This is a genomic window from Lutispora saccharofermentans, from assembly GCF_024363565.1.
Taxonomy (GTDB): domain Bacteria; phylum Bacillota; class Clostridia; order Lutisporales; family Lutisporaceae; genus Lutispora; species Lutispora saccharofermentans.
On sequence record NZ_JAJEKE010000012.1, the window covers coordinates 56,110 to 82,196 of the forward strand.

28 protein-coding genes and 1 pseudogene are annotated in these 26,087 nt (G+C 40.8%); 4 read left to right on the forward strand and 25 right to left on the reverse strand.

What is annotated here, in order from left to right:
- Window position 1: 1 nt before the first annotated feature.
- Both LJD61_RS13125 and LJD61_RS13130 read right to left on the reverse strand, forming a co-directional pair.
- Window positions 2–712, reverse strand: coding sequence for a diacylglycerol/polyprenol kinase family protein (locus tag LJD61_RS13125; RefSeq protein ID WP_255228008.1), 711 nt, complete (start codon window positions 710–712; stop codon window positions 2–4).
- Entirely contained in the window at window positions 712–1,119 is a 408-nt protein-coding gene (locus LJD61_RS13130; RefSeq protein WP_255228009.1) for a MarR family winged helix-turn-helix transcriptional regulator, read from the reverse strand. The genes LJD61_RS13125 and LJD61_RS13130 overlap by 1 nt, the downstream gene beginning before the upstream one ends.
- Window positions 1,120–1,353: 234 nt before the next feature.
- Between LJD61_RS13130 and LJD61_RS13135 the strand changes: the two genes are divergently transcribed.
- The 4 genes from LJD61_RS13135 to LJD61_RS13150 all read left to right on the forward strand — a co-directional run bounded on the left by LJD61_RS13135 (window position 1,354) and on the right by LJD61_RS13150 (window position 5,463).
- The gene (locus tag LJD61_RS13135; protein WP_255228010.1) at window positions 1,354–2,904 is read left to right on the forward strand and encodes a spore germination protein; all 1,551 of its coding nucleotides are present in this window, start codon (window positions 1,354–1,356) and stop codon (window positions 2,902–2,904) included.
- Between the two features lie 24 nt (window positions 2,905–2,928).
- Window positions 2,929–4,128: a Ger(x)C family spore germination protein gene (locus tag LJD61_RS13140; RefSeq protein ID WP_255228011.1), complete on the forward strand. Its 1,200-nt coding sequence runs from the start codon at window positions 2,929–2,931 to the stop codon at window positions 4,126–4,128.
- Window positions 4,125–4,358, forward strand: coding sequence for a hypothetical protein (locus tag LJD61_RS13145; RefSeq protein WP_255228012.1), 234 nt, complete (start codon window positions 4,125–4,127; stop codon window positions 4,356–4,358). Before LJD61_RS13140 ends, LJD61_RS13145 begins: the two co-directional genes overlap by 4 nt.
- A 220-nt stretch (window positions 4,359–4,578) precedes the next feature.
- The gene (locus LJD61_RS13150) at window positions 4,579–5,463 is read left to right on the forward strand and encodes a GerAB/ArcD/ProY family transporter (RefSeq protein WP_255228013.1); all 885 of its coding nucleotides are present in this window, start codon (window positions 4,579–4,581) and stop codon (window positions 5,461–5,463) included.
- Between the two features lie 4 nt (window positions 5,464–5,467).
- On the opposite strand, the gene LJD61_RS13155 is transcribed toward LJD61_RS13150, so the two are convergent.
- From LJD61_RS13155 to LJD61_RS13265, 23 genes and pseudogenes are all read right to left on the reverse strand, one after another.
- Entirely contained in the window at window positions 5,468–6,640 is a 1,173-nt protein-coding gene (locus LJD61_RS13155; protein ID WP_255228014.1) for a macrolide family glycosyltransferase, read from the reverse strand.
- Window positions 6,633–6,911 carry an AbrB/MazE/SpoVT family DNA-binding domain-containing protein gene (locus tag LJD61_RS13160; RefSeq protein ID WP_255228015.1) on the reverse strand — a complete coding sequence of 93 codons (279 nt, stop codon included), beginning with the start codon at window positions 6,909–6,911 and terminating at the stop codon, window positions 6,633–6,635. Before LJD61_RS13160 ends, LJD61_RS13155 begins: the two co-directional genes overlap by 8 nt.
- Before the next feature lie 169 nt (window positions 6,912–7,080).
- Window positions 7,081–7,206: a hypothetical protein gene (locus tag LJD61_RS13165; protein ID WP_255228016.1), complete on the reverse strand. Its 126-nt coding sequence runs from the start codon at window positions 7,204–7,206 to the stop codon at window positions 7,081–7,083.
- A gap of 360 nt (window positions 7,207–7,566) precedes the next feature.
- Entirely contained in the window at window positions 7,567–8,070 is a 504-nt protein-coding gene (locus tag LJD61_RS13170) for a hypothetical protein (protein ID WP_255228017.1), read from the reverse strand.
- 1 nt (window position 8,071) lies between these two features.
- Window positions 8,072–8,398, reverse strand: coding sequence for a hypothetical protein (locus LJD61_RS13175; protein WP_255228018.1), 327 nt, complete (start codon window positions 8,396–8,398; stop codon window positions 8,072–8,074).
- A 147-nt stretch (window positions 8,399–8,545) separates the two neighbouring features.
- Window positions 8,546–8,971 (reverse strand): flavodoxin domain-containing protein, encoded by a 426-nt coding sequence (locus LJD61_RS13180; RefSeq protein ID WP_255228019.1) that lies wholly within the window; start codon window positions 8,969–8,971, stop codon window positions 8,546–8,548.
- A 90-nt stretch (window positions 8,972–9,061) separates the two neighbouring features.
- Window positions 9,062–9,592 (reverse strand): GNAT family N-acetyltransferase, encoded by a 531-nt coding sequence (locus LJD61_RS13185; protein WP_255228020.1) that lies wholly within the window; start codon window positions 9,590–9,592, stop codon window positions 9,062–9,064.
- A 33-nt stretch (window positions 9,593–9,625) separates the two neighbouring features.
- Window positions 9,626–9,769, reverse strand: coding sequence for a hypothetical protein (locus tag LJD61_RS13190; protein WP_255228021.1), 144 nt, complete (start codon window positions 9,767–9,769; stop codon window positions 9,626–9,628).
- A 12-nt stretch (window positions 9,770–9,781) separates the two neighbouring features.
- Entirely contained in the window at window positions 9,782–10,915 is a 1,134-nt protein-coding gene (vanT, locus tag LJD61_RS13195; RefSeq protein ID WP_255228022.1) for a serine racemase VanT catalytic subunit, read from the reverse strand.
- Window positions 10,912–11,673 (reverse strand): M15 family metallopeptidase, encoded by a 762-nt coding sequence (locus LJD61_RS13200; protein ID WP_333783121.1) that lies wholly within the window; start codon window positions 11,671–11,673, stop codon window positions 10,912–10,914. Before LJD61_RS13200 ends, vanT begins: the two co-directional genes overlap by 4 nt.
- A complete protein-coding gene (gene vanG / locus LJD61_RS13205; RefSeq protein ID WP_255228023.1) occupies window positions 11,670–12,719 on the reverse strand; it encodes a D-alanine--D-serine ligase VanG in 1,050 nt (349 codons plus the stop codon). Before vanG ends, LJD61_RS13200 begins: the two co-directional genes overlap by 4 nt.
- On the reverse strand, window positions 12,712–13,551 hold the full coding sequence (vanW, locus tag LJD61_RS13210; RefSeq protein WP_255228024.1) for a glycopeptide resistance accessory protein VanW: 840 nt from the start codon (window positions 13,549–13,551) through the stop codon (window positions 12,712–12,714). The genes vanG and vanW overlap by 8 nt, the downstream gene beginning before the upstream one ends.
- Before the next feature lie 127 nt (window positions 13,552–13,678).
- Window positions 13,679–13,909: pseudogene (locus LJD61_RS13215) on the reverse strand (D-alanyl-D-alanine carboxypeptidase family protein); the annotation flags it as partial.
- A 295-nt stretch (window positions 13,910–14,204) separates the two neighbouring features.
- On the reverse strand, window positions 14,205–15,350 hold the full coding sequence (gene vanS, locus LJD61_RS13220; RefSeq protein ID WP_408615442.1) for a vancomycin resistance histidine kinase VanS: 1,146 nt from the start codon (window positions 15,348–15,350) through the stop codon (window positions 14,205–14,207).
- Window positions 15,328–16,026: a VanR-ABDEGLN family response regulator transcription factor gene (vanR, locus tag LJD61_RS13225; protein ID WP_255228026.1), complete on the reverse strand. Its 699-nt coding sequence runs from the start codon at window positions 16,024–16,026 to the stop codon at window positions 15,328–15,330. The genes vanS and vanR overlap by 23 nt, the downstream gene beginning before the upstream one ends.
- A gap of 506 nt (window positions 16,027–16,532) precedes the next feature.
- Entirely contained in the window at window positions 16,533–17,009 is a 477-nt protein-coding gene (locus tag LJD61_RS13230) for a GtrA family protein (RefSeq protein ID WP_255228027.1), read from the reverse strand.
- Between the two features lie 103 nt (window positions 17,010–17,112).
- A complete protein-coding gene (locus LJD61_RS13235; RefSeq protein ID WP_255228028.1) occupies window positions 17,113–18,711 on the reverse strand; it encodes a xylulokinase in 1,599 nt (532 codons plus the stop codon).
- 35 nt (window positions 18,712–18,746) lie between these two features.
- Window positions 18,747–19,400 (reverse strand): TetR/AcrR family transcriptional regulator, encoded by a 654-nt coding sequence (locus LJD61_RS13240; protein WP_255228029.1) that lies wholly within the window; start codon window positions 19,398–19,400, stop codon window positions 18,747–18,749.
- A gap of 13 nt (window positions 19,401–19,413) precedes the next feature.
- A complete protein-coding gene (locus LJD61_RS13245; RefSeq protein ID WP_255228030.1) occupies window positions 19,414–20,541 on the reverse strand; it encodes a class II aldolase/adducin family protein in 1,128 nt (375 codons plus the stop codon).
- A 37-nt stretch (window positions 20,542–20,578) separates the two neighbouring features.
- Window positions 20,579–22,066, reverse strand: a complete 1,488-nt coding sequence (locus tag LJD61_RS13250; protein ID WP_255228031.1) for an aspartate aminotransferase family protein — start codon at window positions 22,064–22,066, stop codon at window positions 20,579–20,581.
- A gap of 322 nt (window positions 22,067–22,388) precedes the next feature.
- On the reverse strand, window positions 22,389–23,120 hold the full coding sequence (locus LJD61_RS13255; RefSeq protein ID WP_255228032.1) for a class I SAM-dependent methyltransferase: 732 nt from the start codon (window positions 23,118–23,120) through the stop codon (window positions 22,389–22,391).
- A 143-nt stretch (window positions 23,121–23,263) separates the two neighbouring features.
- Window positions 23,264–24,484, reverse strand: a complete 1,221-nt coding sequence (mef(A), locus tag LJD61_RS13260; protein ID WP_255228033.1) for a macrolide efflux MFS transporter Mef(A) — start codon at window positions 24,482–24,484, stop codon at window positions 23,264–23,266.
- A gap of 359 nt (window positions 24,485–24,843) precedes the next feature.
- Window positions 24,844–26,076 carry an MFS transporter gene (locus tag LJD61_RS13265; RefSeq protein WP_255228034.1) on the reverse strand — a complete coding sequence of 411 codons (1,233 nt, stop codon included), beginning with the start codon at window positions 26,074–26,076 and terminating at the stop codon, window positions 24,844–24,846.
- Window positions 26,077–26,087 lie beyond the last annotated feature (11 nt).

The following is a 26,087-nucleotide window of genomic DNA, read 5'->3' on the forward strand; positions in this document are numbered from 1 at the left end:
ATCACACCCCCCATAGACGGACCAAGGGTATCAGAATTGCCGCCGCCGCAAACGGACAGGTCAATGTATCCATACCGCCCTTCGTATAAAGCTCCACAACTGCACATACCGCTGCAGTGGCGGCGGCAATCGGGACATAACCATACCACTCCACTGAGCCGTTTACAAGCAGGACGCCCATAACCGAAACAAAAGACACCACAAACATCGCAAGAGTTCCCTCAAGGCTCTTGCGGCCTTCAACCAGTTTCCCCTCTATATAGTGCTTTCCGAAGCGTTTGCCTACCAAGGCCGCCGCTGCGTCGCCCAAACCCCAGGCAAACACAGATGCGATTACTAAATACTTCTCTCCTATCCAGCCCCAGCAAACGCAAATCAGCACTGCGAACATACTGAACACTATGACAAGACTGCTCTTAATCTCTCCGCTTTTGCGCTCGATAAGCAGTTCGGAATAGCCGGGTATACGCTCAGCGAACACGAGAATAGGGAACACCATTGCTATGAATATCATTGCTGCCATTGCCGATACCCACCATGTCTCAAACGCATATGTCCAGACGAATATTGAACCTAAGAGTATGATGTGCAAGATTTTACGGAAAACCTCCGCAGGTACTGCAACCAGGCGTCGCAAGACAAGTGCACCCGATGCGCAGACTGCAAAATAGCCAAGCAGTATCCCATAACCTTTTATAAATTCAAGCGGCATTATTTGTCCCTCCCGGATTGAAGATTTGCCGCAACACGTGAAAGCAGCGATTCGATATGGATAAACTCCTCGTCGGCTATACCCTTTCTCACGCGCATATATAGCTTATCGTAAATATTCTTAATATCCTCACCTACCGAAAAAGCCTTATCAGTGAGGAAGACACTGTACGCTCGTCTATCCTCATGCTGCCGTACACGCATGACATACCCTTTGGATTCGAGCGAATCCACCACCCGTGAAACGGCAGCCTTTCCTATGTCAAGTTGCTCTGCAAGTTGTTCCTGCTGAAGTTTATTGCTGCCTGTCAGAAGGTGAAAGAGTATGTCGCCTTCGGCACCTGATAGGTTCAGTGGTTCAAGCTCCGCATTGATGATCTGCCGGGCCAAGCGCAAAACTCCTTTCATGTCCAACCACATATTGCGAATTAATAGCATAGATAGACACCTCTTTCTTAAATATGATTATATTCAAAAATAGTTGATATATCAACTATTTTTTTGTCGTGAACACTGCTATCAACAAAAACACATCTTAAACACAGCGCCTCCCTTGTCCAAAAAATAAAAGAAGAATTTGGTGAATATATTGGAAAATAATAAAAATACTATTAAAAAGTAGTTACCTGAGGAGATATGGTTATGTCCAGAAAAATTAATTTAAAACATCCCAGAAAGTATAAGAATACAGAAATAGAAATAATAAACGAAAATATATTAAACTCCGATTCGCTTGTGCGTGATTTAACCCAAAATATAAATATATTGAAAGGCATATTCAAAAGCTGTGATGATGTTATATTCAGGGAGTTTATAATTCCAACTATCAATATACAAGCATGTGCTGTTTATATTGACAATATAGTTGATAAGTCAGTAATCAACGATAATGTAATAAATCCCATCATGTCGGAGTGCAGTGTGGGCATAAATGATATGGATAGGCTGGTCCATGAGCTTTCCAGTAAGATTATAAATGCGGGATCGGTAAGGATTACAAAGGATTTAAAGGATATTATCACTTTCATTTTAAGCGGACATTGCCTGATTATTACAGACGATAGTGATGATGTGATTCTGATCGACAGCAGAAAATTTGAACAGAGAAGGGTCTCAGAACCTCAATCCGAAGCAGTGGTCATAGGCCCCAGAGAAGGATTTATAGAAAACATTTCAGTGAATATCTCTCTCATCAGAAAAAGGATAAAGTCCACTGAGCTTAAAGTTGAAATGATCCAGATCGGCAAGTACTCAAAAACAGATATTGCAATACTCTACATAGACGGAATAATTGATAATACCATACTAAATGAAGTAAGGACCAGGCTTTCAAAAATAAACATAGATGCAATAATTGAATCTTCATATATAGAACAGTTTATAGAGGATAACCGGTTCACGCCTATGCCTCTTATATCAAGAACCGAAAGGCCTGATGCCGTGACTTCGGCGCTTCTTGAAGGAAGGGCTGCAATAATGACCGATGGGACTCCCTTTGCACTTTTAGTGCCGAGTGTATTTATACACTATGTGCAGTCAAGCGAGGATTACTACCAAAAGCTTTATGCTGCAACGGCTATAAGGTTTTTAAGATATATATTGCTTGCCATATCCCTATTAGGCCCTGCAATCTATATCGCAGTTACCAATTTTCATACGGAAATGGTTCCCGCTCCCCTCCTTGTGAGCATAATGGAAACAAGGGCAAGGGTACCATTCCCAGCTATAGTTGAAGCTCTGCTCATGGAATTTACATTTGAAGCCTTAAGGGAAGCCAGTATAAGGCTGCCAAAGACAATAGGCCAAGCGGTAAGCATAGTAGGTGCACTGGTAATAGGGCAAGCAGCAGTGGAAGCAGGTATAGTGTCACAAATCATGGTCATAGTGGTCGCTGTAACAGGTATTGCATCCTTTGCAACCCCTTCATATGATCTTGGGCTGGCTATAAGGCTGTTAAAATTCCCCTTTATGGCACTTGGGTCTATTTTAGGTATATTCGGCATAATGTCAGGGTTGGTTGCACTGCTTATACATCTTGCATCGCTCGAATCCTTTACGGTACCCTATCTTGCACCCCTGGCCCCCATATATTTCAGCGACTGGCAGAATGTTATTTATAGGACTCCCCTGCCATTTATGAAAAAAAGGCCTTTATTCCTAAAACCCAGAAATAAAAATCGTATGGGTGATTAACACAATACGGCATAAGGTGAGCGTATGGAAAAAGAACTTAAAATCATAGTTTTTGTTTGTATTCTGGCTATAATAATAACAGGCTGTACAGACAAAAGGGAAATAAATGAAACAAGTATAGTATCTGCGACTGCAATCGATTATGACAGTGAATCAGATGAATTCGTTGTCTCGGTGAGCACCATAACTCCTGCTGGCAGCCCATCTAACAAAAATGGCCAGAATGAAAAAATGATATGGACTGCAACTGAAAGAGGAAAAACCATACTTGATGCTACAAGGAACTTGAGGCTAAGGTCGGCATTATCCCTTTCATGGATACACTGCAAGATATATATAATAGGGAAAGATGCTGCCAGCTATGTCTTGCATGAAATCGCAGACACTATGGCAAGAAGCAGGGAAGTAAAATACAGCAGTTATGTGCTTCTCACAGAAGGCAGGGTCCAGGATATACTGACAATAAAGCCTGAGATGTCCAGGGATATTTCAACCGAAATCCTGGGCATGATAACTGCCACAAAAGAACATGGAAGGTCTTACACCTTAAACATAAAGGATTTTCTTGCAAACTTGTCGGGAGAATATAAAGATTCAATTTTAGGAAGGATAAACCTGCGTATATTGCCCTATCCGCCCCAGCCTACCGAACAGACCAGAGATATACTTGAGGGCAAATCTACCGTAGTCATGCTGGAAGGGGCTGCTGTTATAAGGGATGGCAAACTTTCGGGCTGGCTTAATAAAGATGAAACAAGGGCTTTCCTTTTGATCAAAGGTAAGCTCAAGGAAGGGCTTATACCGGTTATTTATAGAGATAATACAGTGTCCGTTATAATAAGAAATATTAAAACGCAGATCGACCCTGTTTTAAGCGGCAATAAGCCGGTATTCAATATCAATATAAGCTATAACGGCCAAATTGACGAGCTTGGACTCAGGGAAAATGCAAATCAGCATACAGAAGTATCTATCATAAAGGCACTGCTGGAAGAGAAAACAAAAGAAGATGTGCTTGGAACAATAAAAAAAGTGCAAACAGAATATGAGGCCGACATATTTGACTTTAATGGAGAGGTATATAGGAAGCATCCTCATATTTGGAAGTCACTGAAGGATAAGTGGCGGGATATATATAAGGATGCGGAATTCAAAGTATCAGTGAATGTAGAGATTAATAAAACAGGATTCATAACCAAACCAATAATGAGGGAAAATGAATGATAATTTTTGTGCTCACCGCTTTTTATATATCAATGATCTATCTGCAGACAAAAAAAATGATCAAAAACAAAAACTATAAAGAATTTATACTGTATCTTTCAATGATGATGGTATCCTTTATATACTTTTACTTGTTTATAAACGATATGAGGATATTAAACCCAGCCATTATTATTAAAAAAATAGCCAGATATTCATCCTGGGGCATCTTAGAATATCTTAAAGAGTAAAGGTGGTGACCATAGTGGAAAAATTAAGTGCAAAGCAATGCCTACTGACCACTATATTTTTTAATTCGCTGCTGATTTTCTGAGGCTTTCCTATGGTCACCAGTGGTGGCACCAAGCAATATGTAATAGGAGCATCAATACTCAGTACAATTTTGGGAATAGCCTTAAGCTATTTTTACGCCCATATAGCCGACAGCAAGGCCCAGGATTTTTATGATTTTTGCTCTATAGAGCGGGTAAAATACTTGCAAAGTTCATTTACCTCTTATACTTTTTTATATTTTTGACCTCTACATCCGTATATTTAAGAGACTTCAGCGAACTTTTTTATTTATCAATACTGCCAAGTGTGCCCTTGCAGGTGTTCGCTTTATTTATAATGGCTTTGGTCGTATATTTGTCATACATGAAAATTCCAATACTTGGGAGGATAAGCGAAGCAGCCTTCATAATCATATATTTCTTTGTATTTATCGTTATTTTGATATCGATAAACAAGCTGGATTATAAAAATTTGCTTCCTGTATTTAATGGCGGGCTAAAGCCTATAATATACGGAACAATTGCCCATGCCCCCGTATATGAAGATCTCATAATATGGCTTTTTCTTATACCCAATCTTCAAAATAAAGCGGATATTAAAAAATGGCTTCCGCTGTCAGCTCTTGCGAGCGGTGTTATAACTCTTGCGGTATCCACTACGGTAATAGGTTTTTTTGGCGCACCGCTTACAAGTAAACTGGATTTTCCCTTTTATTATTACTTCAGAAGCCTTGAGATAGGAAACAACATAAGCGGTATTGACATATTATTCATACCTATATGGTATTTCGTAAGCTTTATAAAAATAGGAGTGTATTTTTTTGCATTGCTCAACATAGTAAAAAGGCTTTTCGGCCTTTCATCATGCAATGACTATATAATCCCCATTTCCCTCATTATCATATCCCTAGCTATGATAATGTTCAGGGGCCATGATGATTTGGTTGAATTTATAAGCATAAAGGTAAGCGCTGAAATAGCTCCAATATATGGTTTATACATACCGGCTTTAATATCAATCCTATACCTTATAAGGAGCAGCTTAAAAAATAAATCCTGTTAAATCATCAAAAACTGTTGCACACCTTCTCTATCTTATTTGCAGCTGCACCGGCCCCTCCGGCTTCCTGCAAGCTTTTAGAGATCACTTCTGCATTTCTTTTATAGGATTGATCATTCAATACTTGTAAAACAATTTCCCGGATACTGCTTGCAGCATCCGACTTTAATCTCTTTCCGGCATTCAGTTCTGCTACCCGGTTTGCCACCATAGCTTCTTCACTGTGCAATGGAAATAAAACGGATGGTACGCCGAAATATAAACTTTCACTTATACTATTCATCCCACAATGTGTAATAAATACATCTGCCTGTTGCAAGACTTTTAATTGTTCAACTCTGGGATAAACTTTAAAATGATCCGGCAACCTAACAAAACTTGAAATATCCGTCTTCTCTCCGACAGACATGATAATTTGACAATCCACATCAGCTAATGCTTGAATACAGTTTTGATAGAAATGTATATTCTGATTCAGCACGGTTCCCAATGAAATGTAAATCAGCGGGTGCTTCTTTTCATTTTGTTCAATCTCTGGAACTAGGAAAGAAGGCCCCACAAAAGCATACTTATCCGAAAATGTTTCTGCCATAGGCTGGAACTCTTTAGATGTATAAACAATCGTATCAGTTTCATTGTCATTTTGAATCATACTTATAAAGTTTTTTACCTTAAAGCCTTTTTCCTGAAGCAGCTTTATCTTTTTATTAATTCTTGGAATGCCCGCAAGCATACGAAGCATTTCTTTTGGACTCTGTTTCATCAGCTTTGCAGTATATCTATTCATTGCAAAGGTCGTAGTAGAGCAAATATAAGGTATATCTAATTTTATTGCAAATAATTTCCCCCAAATACATATGGAATCCGATACAATACAGTCCGGTTTAAATTCTTTAAGCTCTGCACATACCTTTTTATCCAGGTTCACCGTTGTATCTGCTCCCATCTCAATAAGTGCTGCAAAATCCTTCCCAACCTTCTTTTCTATGTCCGGCGTAAACTCTGGCAGATAACCATCACAGGAGATGAATTTTGCCCCTGCTTTTTCAATATTATTTTGAAACATGGAAAAGGAATAATACCAAACTTCATGACCACGTTTTACTAACTCATCTACTACCGCTATAGTAGGATTAGTGTGCCCATAAGCCGGGATGCTGAAAAATACTATTTTACTCATCATTCTCTCCTTCGGACTCACTCAATTTTTTTATTTCTTTGGCAAAAATAATTGAACCTTCTGCTTTACCCGCAAAAATTGCATCAGCAATCTTAGAAAAAACATCATACCGTTCAATCGCAATACCCCTTTGGACATCTGCAAGCAAAATTAAAGTATCTCCCGGAGAAATATCAAACATATCTCTCACTTCCTTTGGAATAACAATCTGCCCCTTTGGACCTACCTTCACAGAACCCATATATTTATCTTCCGAAGTTTTTTTATTCATAGCGCACTTCCTTTTGGTATTACTTCTCATACTAGTTATACTAATTTTACTTCTATATTGAGTTTCTGTCAATATAGCCAACTTAAATATCACCAGATAAATATATAATATTACAAAAAGCTCCTAAACTGTAAGTCTAGGAGCTTACAACATATTGACCTCGCTATACTTAGAACGCACCGACTTCAATCGGCTTCACCGAGATTAGCCTGAAGTCTCCGCTGTCTGCAGGCAGCGCCTCGTACAGGTCACACGGGGTGAACTTTGCCAACACCCAATTGCCTCTGTTTTCCATAGTTTTTTACTCCTTTCATTTTTCCAGTTCAATTACTATCATTTCCGGCAAAATGCTGGCCATCGCTGTAGGCAACGGCTTTGACGGGATGGTGAAGCATGAGGGACTTACTTTTCATGCTTCGGTTATGTTGGGTATACATTAAAATACTGCATGATTTGTACCATCGCTTGTAAGCTTTTCGATTATAATCAACTTAGATTTTTACCTCTTTCTACCCCTACCACACATTCTGTATGCCTTGAGGATACAGAAAGAGCAGAGTACATATATCCTTTTTGCACTACATGGCTAAGGATATGGCTCTGCTCTGTCAGTTTCATGATTCTATTATTTAAGTTTTGAATATATGTTAAATTTTTAATTCCCTGATTCATAAAACGCCATGTTTACCACGACACTGTTAGGATAACAGCCCTCATTGGTTATTGCTAAAATATAGTTAGTATCATACTGAAGGATTCTTTCGTACAGGGTGGATTCTACCGGGGAGCCTCCATAAAATGCGTACCTCGGTATCATACTTTTCTCCAATATTATTCCACCGCAGACATCTGAGGCATCTGAGTAAAAGGAAGTAGCTGCTTGTATTTTAGATCTGCCATCCATATTGATTGCCGGAATCTGTTTGTTTCCAGCTTTAAAGCTTGGATTTTCTATTAGTTTTATCCCCAGTTGCTCAGCCTGACTTGTGATCGTTCTGTTTGTTACATGAGTAATGGTATCTTTCCCTGTGGATATTTGGATATATAAGCTGTTTCCGGGGTTGATCGTGCTCCTATAGGAAATCGTAAAAGCCTGACCTGCAAATGTAAAACCAAGCCAGTAGGGCTGATTCCTGAATTGATAACTTGTCAATGCCATACTATTTCACCTCGAATACTCTAATTGTCACCGGATATTCCTTGGTTTTGGCATAAATGGTCAAATCCTCATTTGGATCAAGATCATATACAATTACTTCGGCTGGTACATTAAAGATGTATTTCCCGCTTTCAAGCGTAAAATCAGGATCAGTAGAATGGTAAATATAAGTTGCAGCATCATTGACCACCCATAGCTGTCTTCTTCCCGGAAGATTTTCCGATTCAACCCTTAAAGGTGTTGGATCAGTTGTAACCCTTACCTTTCCTATCCTGGTGTCTTTTGTCCAATATAACCCAGGTATATTACTATAATCAAAATCATTCACAATATTTACCTCCAAATAACTCCTGCTTTATATTATGTTTCCAATAATTTTCGGTTGCTTATTAGAGAATGATCATTTATTATAAATATATTCAGGTGTTATATAAGAGAAAAAAATATGATGAGGGCAATACCTTTCTTTTTCATTCTACTCGCTCACCTTTTTTGACAACCGGATTGCGGAATCTACTGCTTCCTGTATATCGGCACTATTGGGATGGCCAAATTTTATAAACAAAAAGCTTCCCTGACAGAGTATTTCATCCATAACTTTAATGTTTTTTTCATCCAGAAGCTTTCGTATACTGTCCTGTCCTTGCTTTTTCGATACACAGGATGTAACCAAGGCGGCACTTTTGATTTTTCCCCCGTCTAAATTCTTCACAAAATCTAAAAGCTCCGGCAGACTTCCACCCCCATAAATGCCGCCGACAATAAATAGTAAATCTACGTCTTCCAGTGCAGGATTGTCCGATACGTTATCCGCTTTAATATTCAGAGCTTTTCCAATCGCTTCAGCAAGCTTTTTGGAATGCCTTGTTTTGGTTGCATATACGATTCGAAACTTATTCATAATGAAGGGCCCCTTTCAAAATAATATTGACTGGTTAAGTTGACTAATGTGGCTTGTATATATTTGCCTGATGAATTAAATTCATCTTTACTACAGAAGGTCAATCCAATATATTTCTGTTATTGTTTCGCTTTCTTCATCAAAGCCTTCTCCTGATAAAATGCCTCCGTTGTTTATGGCGACCTTTGCAGAGGCTCTATTGCTTTTATCACATGAAATCATTACTTTTTGAATCTGCAGCGCTCGCGCTTGAAGCAATACAAGCGCAAGCTGCTGTGTCCCATAACCTTTGCCCCTTTCTGACGGGCATATTCCATAACCGATATTTCCTCCGTCTTTCTTTAGCTCTTCTGTTAAATGATGACGCAATTGAATAGAGCCTATGATTTTATTGTCTTCTTTCCGTATTGTGAAATATGTCGTGGCAGGCGTGTCTTCCTGCGAAGCTTCCTTACATTTTTCAAGCTCAATTTTCCTTAGCCATTCATCATAATCTTGATAGTGAATAAATCCACTGCTGCCATTTATATGTTTTTCTCCATGGGATATATAGTCTTGTCTGTATACCATAGCTTGCCTCTCGTATTTCTTTGATGCTTCAACTAATAATAATTCGCACATAATATTCCTTTCTTTTCATCTACATCATCTTTATTAATCATATTCCATTACCATCCTTTTTCTTATTATAAAAGAGAAGGTTATATCTGTAAATTGAGTTTTATTTAATATAGCCGTAACGGTTATATTGTCTTTGCCATACGTCTTTGTCAAATCTTTGACCTGTAAAATAGCCATTATTTGCCCTCCCTATTTTCTTGATAAAAAAGCCCGTTCCAACCTCGTTCCCAATCGACTCAAAACTTCAGTTGAGACTGTGCCTGCTCGCTCTGCAATTTCACAGGCGGTTATCTCTGCTTTGCCGGACTTGCCAATAATAACCGCAATATCGCCCTGCCTTACGCCTTCTATACCCGTAACGTCAACCATCATCTGATCCATACAGATACGGCCAACAACAGGTGCTTTCTGCCCGTTAATCAGGACATGGCCGATACCGCAGGAAAGGCATCGTGGGATGCCGTCAGCGTAGCCGAAAGTCAGCGCCGCAATTCTCATGTTATGCGGCGCTGTAAATGCAAGCCCATAGCCCACCGTTTCACCGGCAAAGAGTGTTTTTACCGCGCTAACCCTTGTCTTTACCGACAAAACGGGGCGAAGCCCGGTATTGTATCTCTCTGTGTCGTTGAGGGTGTATAACATGCCATAAAGGGCAATGCCCACTCTGGCGTAGTCAAAGGATAAATCGGGACGGTTGAATATCCCATAGCTGCTCTGAATATGTGCTTTTGGAAGCGCGAAGCCTTGTTCCTCAATCTTTGAGAGAACGCGATAGAAATTATCAATCTGCATCTGTGTAAAGTCTTTATCGGTTTGCCTGTCGCTGTCGACGGCACAAAGATGGGTATAAATGCCGTTTATAACAAGGTTTTTGCACTTGAAAACCCGCAAAATCTTGTCGATATTTTCCGAACGTTCACCCAAGCGGTGCATCCCCGTATCAATCTTAACATGGACTACGAGTTTTTCGCCGAAACCGTTTAACAATTCAGCATAATCAAGGTCAAGCACAGTCTGCGTCAGGCCATATTTTATAAGCAGGGAAAATTGCTCGGGATGCGTATATCCCAAAATTAAAATCTCACCTTTTATGCTGTGCTTGCGTAATTCCACGCCTTCCGAAACCGATGCGACACAAAACGCGCGTATGCCGTTCGAGTTCAGTTCCTTGGCAATCTCCACCGCCCCATGCCCGTAAGCATCCGCTTTGACGACGGCCATAAGCCGGCACCCATCGGGCAAGAGGCCCCGCACAACGTTTATATTGTGACGCAGGTTGTTCATGTCAAGCTCAATCCACGCCCTACCTGTGCCCTTCATCATCTGCTTGACCTCCATACAGTGACGACAAATCCATCCATATTGTTACCGGATACTGAATATGGCGTATCGCCCTCTATATCAAACGTGACGATTTCCTTGCCGGCAGGTAGATAGGATACTTCTATCTTCGAACTGCCAAAATCGTATTGCAGCGGGTCGCGCCCATAGGGAAATTGCCTAATTCTGGCGTGGTATTCTTCCAGTGTGTCACCCATCTGCTCCATTATCATGGCGTGGGGAGCACCGACATATCTGAAATGCCAGGGTTCATAGGCAATACCTGTTATATTCTCTTTACCTTCCGGGTATCGTTCGATAAATCCAAACCTGCCCGCCATCTCCCTGAAGGCTCCGCATACTCCAGTATAAGGGAAGTATGGCCGTATAAAGTCTATATCCGGCTGGTTCAACGCAAGGTCAACCGCGAGTCCAGTCTGATGTTCGCTATGCCCAGGAAGCGCAACATATTTCGCAGTAAAGTCTGCTCCATTTTCCAACAAGGATTCACTGTAAATCTGTTCTTGTTCCCGTTGTGACCGCCAACCGCTCACCGCCGTAATCCGATTTCGAGCGTATAACTCGTCCATTAGCTTATCGTAGACCGAAGCGACACGGCGTTCCAAAAGCACATTGTTGTTCGTGGCATCTACGGGCGCGAGCGTTTTATATGGTGATCCTTCCCGGTATGGATGATTCCGGTTGACGAGGATTAAGTGACCTGTATGCACCATATTTCTTGAAAGCGATACCGTTTTCATGCGCCCACCGCCAATCCAATAGCCGTATCAATGATCTGTTCAAATGACATGCCAACAGCTTTGAGCATATGCGGGTAGTGGCTGTGTGTTGTAAATCCGGGGATAGTGTTCACTTCGTTAAAGATGATTTCACCTGATGGAGTTAAAAACATATCCACCCGCGCAAAGCCGGTACAACCTAAAGCCCTGTATATCGTCCTGGCAGTATCCTTGATTTCCTCGGCTTTTTGCGCCGGTATTCGCGCCGGAACATGAAAGGAATACGTTTCAGGCGTGTATTTTTCCTTATAATCGAAAAAGCCGTCTGCAAGCTCAATCTCGCCTAATTCTCCCACAGTCAGTTTATCATTGCCTAAAACAGCGCAGCTAACTTCAAAGCCGGATATATTTTCCTCAATGATAACCCTGTCATCATGTCCAAAGGCCAGATTGACGGCTGCGGGCAGCTCATCCCTATTCAAAACTTTGGTAATTCCAAAGGATGAGCCGGCTCTAACGGGCTTGACAAATAAGGGATAGCCGATATTTTCCGCTTGCTCCCAAACCGTTCCCGCATCCATTTCGTTTTCAAGAATGAAAGAGCTAGGTATTCGGACACCGGCCACATGAGCGATTTTATGCGCCTTGTCTTTGTCCATGCAGAGCGCGGAACAAAGAGAGTTGCAGCCGACAATGGGTATACCGGCAAGTTCCAATAAACCTTGAACCGTACCATCCTCGCCGTTTTTACCATGAAGTACGGGCATAGCGGCGTCCAACCTGATTGTGCAGACTTCACCCGCCTCAAATTTCAACACCCCATGCACTTCTCGGCTGGGCGAAATAATGGCCCGAACACAATCAGCGGGATTGTACCAAGTATTTTCTCTTATTTTTACAAGCTCACCGGAAAAATGGAACCATTCGCCCGACGGTGTGATACCGAGCAAAACCGGATTGTACTTGCTTCTATCCAGATGTGTAATCACAGAATAGGCGGATTGTAGGGAAATATCATATTCAGTAGAATAACCGCCGAACAGTACGGCGATTTTAAGTTTATTCATAACATTTTTCTCCTCTCTCAACTATTGATGTATTGTCGGGAAGCCGATAACCAATCTCGCAAAGATTTTTATATAGCAATCTTTCAGACAAGATCACCTGTGTACCGGCGGCCATTTCTCGGCGGTAAATCGAAATTTTCTCATATATCCTGCCGTTCTCGCGGGAATACGATAAGTCTTTGCCTTCGATTTCGTAGACAAAAGATGAATCTTTGTCCGTGAATAAACTCCCGATAATATGCGTATCGTCAAAAGCAATACCAATTTGAAACGTCATATCCGTTTCATTCTTAACTTTAAGGTCAAGCCAACCCTCGCTAATCGTAGCGTCCACGCCCTCCGGCTCCTCATCCCGCATAGTGGGAAAGTCTTTTACTTTGTGCGTATGCCTTTCCACGACGGCAAGCGGCGAGTGTAAAAACACCCAAAACAGCAGATTGCTCATCTGACAAAGACCGCCACCGTTTGAAACACAGAGCTTTCCGTTTTTTAAAACCAGCCCGTCTTTATAGGGCGTATGTTTATCGGCGTTCCGTACTGTTTGCCAGAACGAAAAAGTTTCTCCAGGCTTTATCAAAAGACCGTTCAGTGTCTTAGCAGCAAGTTTCAAGTTAAAAACCTTGTTTTCCTGATATCTCATATCAAAGCCTGTATTTTCATTTAGAAGCTTCGATTTGGTTTCATATATGCAAAAAGGTAAAAGCTCTGGAGCCTTTGTTTTCGCATAACGGTTCCGGTCAAAGTACATCTTGGCATAAAAGATTATTTCTCTTTGTGTCCTACGGATCGGCAGTAAGAATGGAAACAGCTGAGTAATTCTTTTTCTTTTCATGTATGAGGCCCCCCTTTCAGGAATATAAAAGCCTGCCCGATTCGACAATTTCATCTTATCGAAATCATGCAGGCGATGTTGGAATTTTAACTTATCAAAATATAAATAAATTCTTATGAAGAACTTATTATTTTCTTATGCTGCTGTATACGGCTATTGCATCGGTAATGTTAAACTGCTCCGAGTGGTTATCTCCTTTTGCACCAGCTGTAACCAAAACATATTCTTGATTATCCACTTTGGCGAGACTCGCGAGACACAGACCAGCCTCATCAGTATATCCGGTTTTTCCTCCTAAAATTTCTCCACCAATAACATTATGATCACTGAGTCCTTTAAACATGGTACTGTAAAATGATGGATTTGTAAACAAAAGCAGCAACGACAACCATCAACAAAAGTGTTAAAAATATGCGTATTCCTGGCTTTTTCTTTTTTACTTTTCGTACCATAATAGAACAGCTCCTTATTCTGTGATGATATTATTCAACCACAGAACAAGGAGCTATGTTGGAATTCCATCTTATGAACTTCTTAAGATTTTCTTATAACGAATAGGAAAGTTCAACTTTTTCTTTTATAATATAAGGAACTTTCCGTTTATGGGTTTCAAAAAGGCTTCATTGATCTAATAGACTTCGATAGAAGCCTTTTTATAACGGAAGCTTTACTGTAAATGTAGTATTTTCTGGGTTGCTTTCCACAGAGATTGTTCCACCGTGAACCGTGATAATTTCTTGTGCGATTGCCAAACCTAACCCTGCTCCACCGGTGTTTGTGGAACGTGCAGAATCTAATCGGTAAAATTTTTCAAAAATAGTTTCAAGCTTTGCCTGCGGGATTGGATTTCCCTGATTAGTAAAAGTTATAATTATATTTTTGTCCTGCTGTTTAGCAGAAATGTCAATGACGCTGTTTTCATAGCTATAGGCTATCGCATTTTTCAAAATGTTATTGAACACACGGGCCAGTTTGTCTGCATCTCCCCACAGCATGAGGTCGTCTGGTATATTGACAGACACCTGCTTTTCCTGTGGAGTCAGCGTGGGATAGAATTCATCTGCCATCTGCTGGAGCATGAACAGTAAATTGATTTTTTCTTTATTCAAAACAATAGTTTGAAGATTAAATCTTGTGATCTCAAAAAACTCATTTATAAGCTGCTCTAATCGATAAGCTTTTTCCAAGGTAATACCGACATATTTTGCCTTCTGTTCAGGAGGCATATCAGGAGCTTCATCCAGAAGACTTAAGTATCCTATAACGGAGGTCAGAGGTGTCTTTATATCATGAGCCAAGTAAACTACCAAATCATTTTTGCGCTGCTCGGCATCAAGCGCGGCCTTTTTTTGTTTTTCCAAGTTGTTTTTTATCTGATTAAGCTTATTTTCCATAAAATCCAATTCCGGTGATAATATAATTTCATCATCGGATTCCTCAGCAAGTTTATCCATTCCGGCACTGACTTCATCGAAATATTTAGTAAACCAGGAAGTTGAAAATTTAAATATAATAACCAAGAATACGAGAATTATAATTAATGTAATAACTTCTATATTATTGTAAAATATTAACCGATAAATTAATAAAGCAACGTTTTCGCGCAAATGTAACGTATTCTTTAAAAATTGTACAATACTATCTCCAACACTAAAGTTTTTTTGAATTACAAAGCGCAGAAGGATAACAGTTGCAGCCGTGGCAAAAATAATAAGAAACATTCGAAGAAATACTTTTCTTTTTAATTTTGTATAATCATTCCTTCTTTTATCTCTCTTACTTTTCAATTTTATAGCCAACCCCCCACACCGTTTTGATATATTTAGGATGCTCCGCGCTATCATGCATTTTTTCTCTTAAATGCCTGATATGAACCATTATCGTATTATTGCTGTTAGTAAAATATTTATCTCCCCATACCTCATGGAACAATTTTTCCGAACTGACCACACGTCCGCGATTGGAACAAAGGACCCAAAGAATTGAAAACTCTGTAGGAGTGAGAGATAGCTTTTTTTCATTCAGCGTACATTCATGGGTATCTATGTCCAATACCAAGCCGGAAAAGGCAATCAAGTGTTCTTCCTGGTTTGGCTCCGCAGAATTATATTTGGTAAATCTCCGGAGCTGCGCCTTTACACGGGCAATAAGTTCCAAAGGGCGGAACGGTTTAGTCATATAATCGTCCGCGCCTAATGTCAGCCCGGTAATTTTATCGATTTCTTCTTCTTTGGCTGTCAGCATGATAACCGGAAAATTATGCTTTTCCCGGATTTGCTGACAGATTGAAAAACCATCTGCATCGGGAAGCATAACATCCAAAATGGCAAGATCTAACCTTTCATTTTCAATGCAGTCAAAAGCATCCTTCCCGTTATAAAATTTAAAGACATTATAATTCTCATTTTTTAAATAAACTTCTACCAAATCGGCAATTGCTTGTTCGTCATCAACTATCAAAATATTTGCAGCCAAAAGCGTCATCTTCTTTCTTTTAAGTATATATCCCCATAATTATTATACCACGAAGCAAAAATCCATTTTATAGCTTTTTACTTATTAAAATCTTAAGATTTTCTGAATATCGCGATACCGATAGTCTTTTATTGCTGCACCTGAATCTGTGGATGCCGGGAAATCATGATCCCCCAACCTTGTATACTATGAGCAGCAGTACATACCTGCTTCAAGACCTTACGGACCGTCTTATGATATAACCCATGGAATCTGTCATGGCTTGTTTGATTATGCGCACATTTTGGAATGGTCCATAACACGGCTAAAGCGGAAAGCTCCTTCTATACGCTCATCCTCACAGTATTCTTGCACATCCAATCAGGCGATGGAAAAAGTATATAAAGAACGAATTGACTGAAGACTTTGTTCCTTTAATTTATATATTAATAAAACAAAAGCACCAAAACTTTTACATCTCAGTGCTTTTAATACCAGAACAGTTATGTCAAAAAAACGATGTCACATCAATATTGTTTCTTTTTTGCCAGATGATTTGTGTCAATAGATTTTCGGAATACGAAAAATCGGTCATACAAAAATTCCAGAACAAAATTTGTCAGCATAATGAGCAGCGTAACCAAATATTCATTCCAAAGAAGAGTGTCCGCAAGATGATTTCCTAGAATCGTTGAGGCAGGAGTAAATACGCAATAGAAACCTAATGTTTTCAGCATGGCAGCGGATACATTATCAGCAGAACGAAATGTATACCGGCGGTTCAAGGTAAAATTCCACAATACAGACAAAAATAATGCTACTAAATAGCATGGCCAATAACGCCAATTTGTCAGTTCATTAAGCAGGGAAAAAACAGATATCTCTATTATTCCTGCGGAAGCAGAGAATAATCCGAATTTAAGACCGCGAATCATTTCTTTTTTTATGCTTTGATTTTTCTCACTGTCATTCCTTTTGCCCTCTTTTTTTGGTACAATGTTCATTTCATACCCCCATTTCCAGATTACGTACATGATTTGCCGCAACCGGATTTTCCGCAGATATTATTGCTGCACATCCTCACCGCGAAATTCGCTCATACACACCTCAAACGTTCAAACGTAAAGCTTTAAAGCTGCTTTTATTAGATTTGTACAGCCTCTTGAATACCTCAAAATTTCTGTCATACACAGCCTTTGTTTTTTCATCGGGAACAAAAATTTGTTCCGCAGCAACATATTCCTTTATAGTTTCCAGATTGGGAATAATTCCCAGTCCTACTCCCATAACTGCCGCCGCACCTACAGCACCTACATTCTGAGGATTTGCGTTCACATCAATCCTATGTCCGGTTATATCAGCCAAAATCTGCCCGGTTATAGGCGAAAGGGCACCTCCTCCCACAAACCGTATCGTTTCGGACACTTTTATTTTCTTCTCCTGACACTCAAGCATCCATCTCAAATGATAGCAAATACCTTCTACCACTGAGCGGATCAGCTCCGTTTTGCCCGTATCCAAGGTAATATTGAAAAATATTCCGGCAGCATTGGGATCTTCAAAAGGACATCTGTTCCCGTGAAGCCAGGGTGTAAAAATCACGCCGCCTGCCCCCGGTTCTATTTTCTTTATTGTATCCATCAGGTAATCGTACAAATTAGTATAAATGGCTTCCTGATTTTCTGCCACATGCTTTTTCCCCAGGTAAATGCCTATTTCATCCAAAGCCAGATGGTCCTTCATCCATTCCAGGCATTTCCCTGCCGTTTCCATCTCCGCAAAATAATTGTAACGTCCGCTTTGTGCTCCCACTATTGCCGCAATCATTTTGCCTGCATCAACTTTTTGCTTATCCACGATTGTAGAAACCCATCCGGAAGTTCCCAAATATATGTGAGTATCTCCAGTTTCAACGCATCCCGCCCCTATTCCTATCAGAGATGCATCCCCTCCGCCGCCAAATACCGGTATCCCGGAAACAAGCCCCAAATCGGCGGATGCCTTTTGAGTAAGACCGCCCGCCTTGTCCGTGGACTTTATTATATCAGGGAGGTGCTGCATCCGGACGCCGTACATTTTGCACAGGGCTTTGCTCCAGCCTCTTTTCCCCCTTCTGGTATCATACAGCAGGGTGGAAAATGCCGAATCTTCCGTCATGATAAAGCGTCCGGTGCATCTATGAATAAGGTATTCTTTTACATCCAGCCATTTATGTATCCTTTTAAAATTTTCCGGTTCGTTATGCTCAACCCATTTGTATTTCCATACGGGATCTTTGACGCTGGTGGAGGCCGCACGCGATATGATCAGACTTTTAGTCAGTTTAAAAACATTGCCTCCCGCAATCTGTATTCCGTGTGCCATACCTTCCTTTATTTCCTTAACGGCACGCTGGTCCATATAGCTCATGGGCCTGCGGACAGGTGTGCCGTTTTTATCAACCAGCACAAGCCCCTGCATTTGGGAACAAAAAGATATCCCCGCTATTTCGGAGGATTTGATATCAGCAGCTTCAAACAGCTTTTTTGTGGTAGAACACATGGCACTCCACCATTCATCTTCATCCTGCTCCGCTCCGACCTTTCCCACTATATATAGGCCGTAGCCCTGATGGGCATCGGCTATCAGCTCTATATTTTTGCCTATCCCGAATAGGCAAGTTTTTACGCCGGTAGTCCCTATATCATAAGCGATCACGTATTTCATAATTTTATCCTCTTCTTCGTGCTTTTAGCACGCAACTACTTTTTATGGACAACCTCAGATTGGCAAAAAGTAAATGCGGATTCCAGGAATTTTAGTAATTCCGAAACCACCTTTTCATCATCCTCCAAAATATCTTCCCCGCAATATACCTTCGCCCTCTCCGTGTAATAATCACAACAATATGAAAACTGCAGCATCATAAGCAAATTATCAAAGAAAAATGCAAAAAGCCGTGGATTAATATCGTTTCTTATGTCTCCGTCCTTTATGGCCCTTTCGATAAACCCGGTATATACTTTAGCTGTCATGCTCTCTATCTCCGCCGCATACAGCGGTGCATATTTTTTGCCGCTCCCCGAAGTGATTAAGTTATACATTTTAATATAATTACTATATTCCCTTGAATAGCGCTGCACTGCCCGTATCATCTTTTCCGCACGAGTCAGAAGCTTGTCATCACTTTCTATTACTTCATGCAATACCGATTCCAGAACACCGAGGCTTCTTCTGAGGCAAGCCTGAAAAAAAGCTTCTTTATTTTCATAGTATTTATATAGAACCCCCACACTGATACCGGCTTTCTTTGCAATCACATTGACATTAGCCCTGTCCGGCCCTTTTTCCGCAAATTCCGCTATTCCCGTTTCAAGAATTTCCGCCAATTTTTCTTCTGTCAGCTTTTTCAGCATATATTTTACCTCATTATTTTTTCATCTTCGAATATTTCTTTACATATATAATTCGTTGAATGTAGGCATCCGCTGTGCTTAGCCTGTCCGTTTTATTCAGCGCTGCAGCATATAAATCTGCCGTGCACCCCTTCCTCAGCACCATAGCCACCGCCTCCGCATCGCTTTCGGTTATTCCCGTGCACAAGGCGCCTTCATTCTCCAGTAAAACAGCGTTTTTATTCTTTAATTCCTTTGCCACAGCTTTTGCATTTATAAAGCCGTTTTTCACCGTCTTGATATTTACGCCTGCAATCTGGGCAAGGTCATCCAACAATGGCCTTAAAATCCGTCCGGTACTGCTGGCTTCCACTACCTCCTCATCTGTGGAATGGATGATATGAATGGCATTGCCGCATTTATAAATTTCAGCATGAAGCACCGCTGCTTTTGGAGCTCCCTCAGGCAGCCCGTCTATCCTGTATTCGGCAGCATGCCCGCCGCATTTCAGAATAAATATATTCCCTTCCCGTTTACTCCTTCCGTAATCCGTAATGGAGGCCGACGGCTTTTTATTTTCTCCGCATGCCTTTCGGTACCTTTCTTCTGCCATCTTTTCAAGAGCCAGCGCAATTTCAAAGGAATTCTCAAGATCTTTTCCCATACACATTGTTCCGTGATACTTCATCAGTACAGCTTTACTCCCGGGATAATTGCATACCGCTTCTGCCACCTTCTTACGAAGCTTCCCGGTTGACGGCATTCCATAGGCTGCACAGGGAACTGTGTCTCCCAATATTCTTTTATATTCATCATCATGCACTTCGATGTCTTTTCCTTCAATGCTGAGAACAGAAGCCATTACCTGGTGCGTATGGATTATAAAATTAACCTCCGCCCGCATCCGGTAGGCTTCCGCATGTATCCCCTTTTCACTGGACGGTTTTATGTTCCCCTCATAGGAGCAATCCGCAGTATTAACCGCCACTATCTGTTCAGGGGTCAGCGTTTCATAGGCCAAGCCGCTTGGGGTTACTACAAATTGTTCATCTGAAATCCTGGCGCTGATATTTCCCCATGTCCTCGCTATAAGGCCCTTTTCCACCAGTATTTTTCCTGCGCGGATTACAAGCTCCTTTGCCTCTTCTATTGAATATGCCATATTAACTCCAATCTATGCGCTCACGCACATGTACAAATCAAGAAATATCCACAGGCCCGCATTTGGACAAAACACGTTCAAACCTTACTAATACATCATCTATCATATCTTCCGTATATGCGGCACTTGTATATAATCTTGAGCCGGCCAATGTTACAATTCCTTCCGCCATATATGCAGCTCCCATATGCTCCATTTCTTTTTGACGGATGCCTGTTTCTTTTAAAACATTGGGAATTTTCCACGGTCTCTTCCAGTCTACGCAAAAATGCATGGTGCCCGCATTATCCAGATGACAGATAGAGCCCTGATTAAATGCCACAAAGGGCAGTCTATATTTCTTAATTATTTCCTGCAGACCCTTAGTCAGACGGTCACCCATACGTCCGGCAGTCTCGCAGGCATTTGTCCTTTCAATCTCACAAAGTGTATGATATCCTGCCACACAGGATATAGGAGTTGCGGCCATCGTACCTCCGCACATGGCCTTGGGTATTTTCTTGCCGGAGGAATCGAGCCCGGCACCCAAATGCGCCATACAGTCCTTGTGCCCTCCTACTCCGCCGGCACCGGGATACCCGCCTGCGATTATCTTTCCGAAAATCGTCAAATCCGGATCCACGCCGAAATAACCTTGGGCCCCGCTTGTTCCGATACGAAATCCCGTCACAACCTCGTCAAAAATTAGAAGCGCTCCGTATTTGTGGGCCAGATGCTCGGCTCCTTTGATAAACTCTTTGGAAACGGGGCGCGTACCGCTTTCCGGTCCCATGGGCTCAATATAAACCGCTGCCGTACCGCCGTACATTTTATTTTTTCTCAGCTTTCTTTCCAAATCCTCCAGGTCGTTGGGGAAAAATTCATCCGTGTGTTTAAACACAAACTTAGGTACACCCTTTGACATGAGACCCTTCGTACCCGGAACGCGCATACCGTAGGCCAGTTGGTCCGACCATCCGTGATAGGCTCCTCCCATTTTCAAAATATTTTTCTTTCCCGTTTTCAGCCGTGCAATGCGTGCGGCACACATACATGCCTCCGTTCCGGACCCCAGCATGCGGAACATATCAACAGACGGCACCATTTCAGATATTTTTTTTGCCAGCTTATATTCATATTCATGAAAAAGCCCCGTTGAAGGACCGCATGTATTCAAAAGTTCAATCACCTGATCTCTTACGGCAGGCGGATTGCTCCCTAAAATCGTGGGCCCTCCGGCCTGCAGCAAGTCATAATACCAGTTCCCGTCAATATCATATAATTTTGCGCCTTCAGCTTTCGTTATTACGATAGGAAACGGATAATTAAACGCCAGATTATGCTGTACCCCACCGGGTATTATTTGTTTTGCTTCATCAATCATTGCTTTGGACTTAGTACATTTTTTATCAAAATAATTTTCAACATAATCATCCAGATATGTTTTCCGAATTGAATACACAGGTTTCTTAATTAATTCATCAAGTTCCCTGGTTACCTTTTCCGCATCGAGGTAATTATCAATAGCAAATCCGTTATAAGCCATTTGAGCACCTCCCTCTTTCACATGAATCTTCGCTCACGTCTTACATATATTATATGCTTCCAGATATTTCTTGTCAATATATAGAAATTAATATACTTCTATATAGGCAGAGCGATAACCATCAAAGAGTTCTGTGAAAAAGCAGGTATCAAACGTGCTTTCGATGAGTTGCGTACCAACGCTCGTACGGTTTCATCCCTAGATAACAGAACACGGGGAAATATTGCCGCCTAAATTTGCCTTTCTCAATTCAGCTTCGGCAAATCATTGCCACCAAAGCTATGTGGTGGCAAAAGCTCCATATCCTCTGGCTTTTACATCATTATTTTTTCCTTGCCGATACAATCAGCATCATTGGGCGCCGCATTTCATCCTCCATCCCCGGAATATCCATCATGTTCTCTGGCGGCTGTGGCTCCACAATCTGATTTATTATAAAACCATTTGAAAGCAGTGTATTTAAATACGTAGTCAATGTTTTATGATATTTTGTAACTTTTTCTCCCAAAAATACAGCTGTTCGTTTTCCCTCATAATAATAATTGTCCACCGGAAAATGCAGTATTTCTCCTTTTTCGTTATAATACCAATCTTGTGTTCCATAAGCAGTAAAAACAGGATGTTCAACTGTAAAAACTAAATTGCCATCAGCCTTTAGCATTCTATATATCTTTTTTATTAAAATCTCATAATCTGCTACATAATGAAACGCAAGTGAGCTTAATATTACATCAAAGCTCTCCTCTGGAAAATCTACATCTTCTATGGCACAGCATTCATATTCAATCTGTGGAAAACGCGTTTTTTCTTTTGCTACTTCGAGCATTTTATGAGAAATATCAACACCTACAACAGAAGAAGCACCATTTTCCATAGCATATATACAGTGCCATCCATAGCCGCATCCTAAATCAAGCACACGCCTACCCTTAAAATCCGGCAGCATCTTTTTCAAAGTCTCCCATTCTCCTGCACCAGCCAGTCCTTTCTGCGAGCGCCCCATTTGACTGTATTTTTGAAAAAATATATTGTCATCATATTTGTTTTCTTTCATATGAATTCTCCTCATTTCAAAAGTTATTTATTTCCGATGCAATTTGCTTCACCTCTTTGCCTTCTATATAAGGCAAAGAGGATAGTTTCTCTGTTACTAATTCAATAATATTACCTGCCATACAAACGCACTCCTAATAATTTCTATTTTGAATCTAACTTCCTGACCTCATTCACCATAGGACAAATTACAGCAATGCCGATAATTAAAATACCTGATATTAAAAACCAATGATTTACACCGATTTTATCAGCAAAGAATCCGGAAAGGATTAACCCAACGGGCATAGCAAGCGACATGATGCTTCCTGTAAGGGAAAACACGCGTCCTAAATATTCAGGCTTAATTTTTTCTTGAAAAAGAGCTGTTTGAACTCCACTGTAAAATGGCACTGAAAGTCCCATAATCGCACAGCAGACTACAAATATAACAAATCCGCTTGGAGGAAGTAACCCCGCAATGGCTAAACTAGCTCCCATCATAAAAATAGACGCCGTTATCAATAGGGTCCGCTTTTTAAAGCCGCCAAATAGTCCTAATAGCAAACCACCTGCCAGCATACCGGAAGCATAGGCAATTTCGGTAACAGATACATGCATCGGTGTTCCCGAAAAATATTCCATGCTGATCAAAGGATAAAGCGCATTGATTGGCATATAAACAAACATATATGCTGTGCCTATGAGCAGCAATGCAAATAATCCTTTGTTTTGTTTCAAAACAGCAAGTCCTTCTTTCATCTCTTGCATAAAATTTTGATTTAAACTTTGTTGCTCTGGCCTTAGCCTGGGAATGCGTACAAGCCCTACCGTGATACATGCAATCACAGCACCCAGCACATCGATGGCTATAATTGCATTTAATTCCCAAACAGTATATAAAAATGCCGCAGCAGCAGGGCTAAGAATATAGCTTACAGACTGCAAGGACTGGCTGTAACCTGCACATTTGGTCAGCTGTTCTTCCGGTACTAAAAGAGGTGTAACCGCGCTTAGTGCCGGGGAATGAAAAGCAGTTCCAATGCTCCTGACAAACAACACTGCCATAACCATCCAGACCGGTAATTCCATATACAAAGCGATAATAGCCTGTACTGCCCCGGCTGCTGCAATAATTAAGTCAGCGCCAATCATTATCTTTTTTCTATCATAGCGGTCCACTAATACGCCTATCACAGGCCCAAAGACTGCGTATGGCAGAAAACCAACTAATGAAGCAATTGACAGCACCATCGCTGATCCTGTTTTTTCTGTAAGATAAAAAATTATCGCCATTTGCAGGACAGCACTGGTAATAAGCGAAATTGCCTGCCCTATCCATATCGTAAAAAAGTCCTGTTTCCATTTTGAAATTTGTTTTCTCATATCTTATTCTCCTGCCTTTTTATTGTTGGTTTGGTTCTGTTTATAGGCAATAAAAAATGCAGACTAGAATCCACAGTGCAAGCTTTAGTCTGCATTTTAACGTTAAAAAGACATAGGTAAAAAACGTATCGCCTCAGTTGGTTACGCTCCACCCGTATCTATGTCTCAATTCGCAAAATAAGCACAACAAAAAAGCCCACCGTTGTGGATGACATTACAGCTTTTTTATTGCCGGCTTATCTTAAACGAACAGAATACATAGATAGAATGTCCCCCTTTAATTTTCTTTGTTTGAAAAATATTTTATCATAAGTAATATATTACAGTCAAACTTAAGATTAAAAATCCCATCTTACAGTTTATTCAGGTTTAGAGGCTGGCTTCCCTGCCTCAATCAGCACTTTGTTGCCTAACATGAAAAGGCTTTCAGTAAGCATCAGCAAACCGGTTCCTATAAATAACCATTCTATTTTGATGAAATCAGCTAAAGGCCCATACACAAGCATCCCCAGTGGCATAATAGAACTCGAAATCATGCTTAAAACGCCAAATACTCTGCCTAAAAAATCTCCTTGTACCTTCTCCTGCAGTAAAACTGTAAAGGGTGTATTAAAGAAAGGCATCGCAGCACCGATCAATCCCATGGAAAAAAGGTAGAACCAAAAGATGGGAATAATGCCAAGTGCACATGTACAGGCTCCAATAACAAAGATTGAAAGGGCCATTGAATAAACTTTGTTTTTAAAACCGCTCCAGGTCGCCACGATCACGCCTCCCGCCATCATGCCGGCAGAATAGGCGACAGACATTGCAGTTAGGCGCCAAACATCCTCCCCGAAGCTGCGCGTGATAAGCAAGGGTGTTAGAAATGCCGCAGGTGCAATCAATATAAAGTAGATTGCTATAAACGAAAAAATTGTCTTAACAAATCCATGATTCTTGATATAATTGATACCTTCATGCATATCTCCAAAATAAGTAATTCTTTGTTTCTCAAGGGCTTTAGCATGAGCAGGCACATGTAAAAACAGAAGTAATATCGAAACCGCCACGGCAGCCGTAATAACATCTAACAAGAATATTACTTCTATAGTAGACATAGTTAGCAGCATACCGCTAAGCATCGGTGATACAAGCGCGACCAGTGATTGTATGCTGCTATTTGTTCCGTTTACCTTAGTAAGCTTATCCTTTGGCACAAGCTGCGGAAGAATAGCTCCTATGGCTGGCGTTTGAACTCCAGAGCCAAGCGCACGTATGACAGATGCCGCAAAGAGCAGCCATACTGAGTCGTATCCTATAAAAAACAGTATAGCTAAAACAAGCGTTGCTATCGCTATCATAGAATCGGATAGAATAATTAATGTCTTTCTATTATATCGGTCTGCCCATACCCCTGCAAATGGAGACAGAAAAAATGTCGGCAAGAAGCCGCAAATAATTGATATGGTCATCATTATCCCTGATTGTGTTCGTAATGTAATATGCCAGGTAATTGCATACTGAACCAGCATCGACCCAAAAAGAGATATGTTCTGGCTAGCTAGAAAGAGTATTATGTTCTTTTTCCAATTTTTATTTATATCTATCATTTTTACTCCAA

Coding starts and splice junctions, on each gene's coding strand:
- LJD61_RS13125 (WP_255228008.1), bottom strand. CDS start 712: ATGCCGCTTGAATTTATAAAAGGTTATGGGATACTGCTTGGCTATTTT.
- LJD61_RS13130 (WP_255228009.1), bottom strand. CDS start 1,119: ATGAAAGGAGTTTTGCGCTTGGCCCGGCAGATCATCAATGCGGAGCTT.
- LJD61_RS13135 (WP_255228010.1), top strand. CDS start 1,354: ATGTCCAGAAAAATTAATTTAAAACATCCCAGAAAGTATAAGAATACA.
- LJD61_RS13140 (WP_255228011.1), top strand. CDS start 2,929: ATGGAAAAAGAACTTAAAATCATAGTTTTTGTTTGTATTCTGGCTATA.
- LJD61_RS13145 (WP_255228012.1), top strand. CDS start 4,125: ATGATAATTTTTGTGCTCACCGCTTTTTATATATCAATGATCTATCTG.
- LJD61_RS13155 (WP_255228014.1), bottom strand. CDS start 6,640: ATGAGTAAAATAGTATTTTTCAGCATCCCGGCTTATGGGCACACTAAT.
- LJD61_RS13160 (WP_255228015.1), bottom strand. CDS start 6,911: ATGAATAAAAAAACTTCGGAAGATAAATATATGGGTTCTGTGAAGGTA.
- LJD61_RS13165 (WP_255228016.1), bottom strand. CDS start 7,206: ATGGAAAACAGAGGCAATTGGGTGTTGGCAAAGTTCACCCCGTGTGAC.
- LJD61_RS13170 (WP_255228017.1), bottom strand. CDS start 8,070: ATGGCATTGACAAGTTATCAATTCAGGAATCAGCCCTACTGGCTTGGT.
- LJD61_RS13180 (WP_255228019.1), bottom strand. CDS start 8,971: ATGAATAAGTTTCGAATCGTATATGCAACCAAAACAAGGCATTCCAAA.
- LJD61_RS13185 (WP_255228020.1), bottom strand. CDS start 9,592: ATGTGCGAATTATTATTAGTTGAAGCATCAAAGAAATACGAGAGGCAA.
- LJD61_RS13190 (WP_255228021.1), bottom strand. CDS start 9,769: ATGGCTATTTTACAGGTCAAAGATTTGACAAAGACGTATGGCAAAGAC.
- vanT (WP_255228022.1), bottom strand. CDS start 10,915: ATGATGAAGGGCACAGGTAGGGCGTGGATTGAGCTTGACATGAACAAC.
- LJD61_RS13200 (WP_333783121.1), bottom strand. CDS start 11,673: ATGAAAACGGTATCGCTTTCAAGAAATATGGTGCATACAGGTCACTTA.
- vanG (WP_255228023.1), bottom strand. CDS start 12,719: ATGAATAAACTTAAAATCGCCGTACTGTTCGGCGGTTATTCTACTGAA.
- vanW (WP_255228024.1), bottom strand. CDS start 13,551: ATGAAAAGAAAAAGAATTACTCAGCTGTTTCCATTCTTACTGCCGATC.
- LJD61_RS13230 (WP_255228027.1), bottom strand. CDS start 17,009: ATGAACATTGTACCAAAAAAAGAGGGCAAAAGGAATGACAGTGAGAAA.
- LJD61_RS13235 (WP_255228028.1), bottom strand. CDS start 18,711: ATGAAATACGTGATCGCTTATGATATAGGGACTACCGGCGTAAAAACT.
- LJD61_RS13240 (WP_255228029.1), bottom strand. CDS start 19,400: ATGCTGAAAAAGCTGACAGAAGAAAAATTGGCGGAAATTCTTGAAACG.
- LJD61_RS13245 (WP_255228030.1), bottom strand. CDS start 20,541: ATGGCATATTCAATAGAAGAGGCAAAGGAGCTTGTAATCCGCGCAGGA.
- LJD61_RS13250 (WP_255228031.1), bottom strand. CDS start 22,066: ATGGCTTATAACGGATTTGCTATTGATAATTACCTCGATGCGGAAAAG.
- LJD61_RS13255 (WP_255228032.1), bottom strand. CDS start 23,120: ATGAAAGAAAACAAATATGATGACAATATATTTTTTCAAAAATACAGT.
- LJD61_RS13265 (WP_255228034.1), bottom strand. CDS start 26,076: ATGATAGATATAAATAAAAATTGGAAAAAGAACATAATACTCTTTCTA.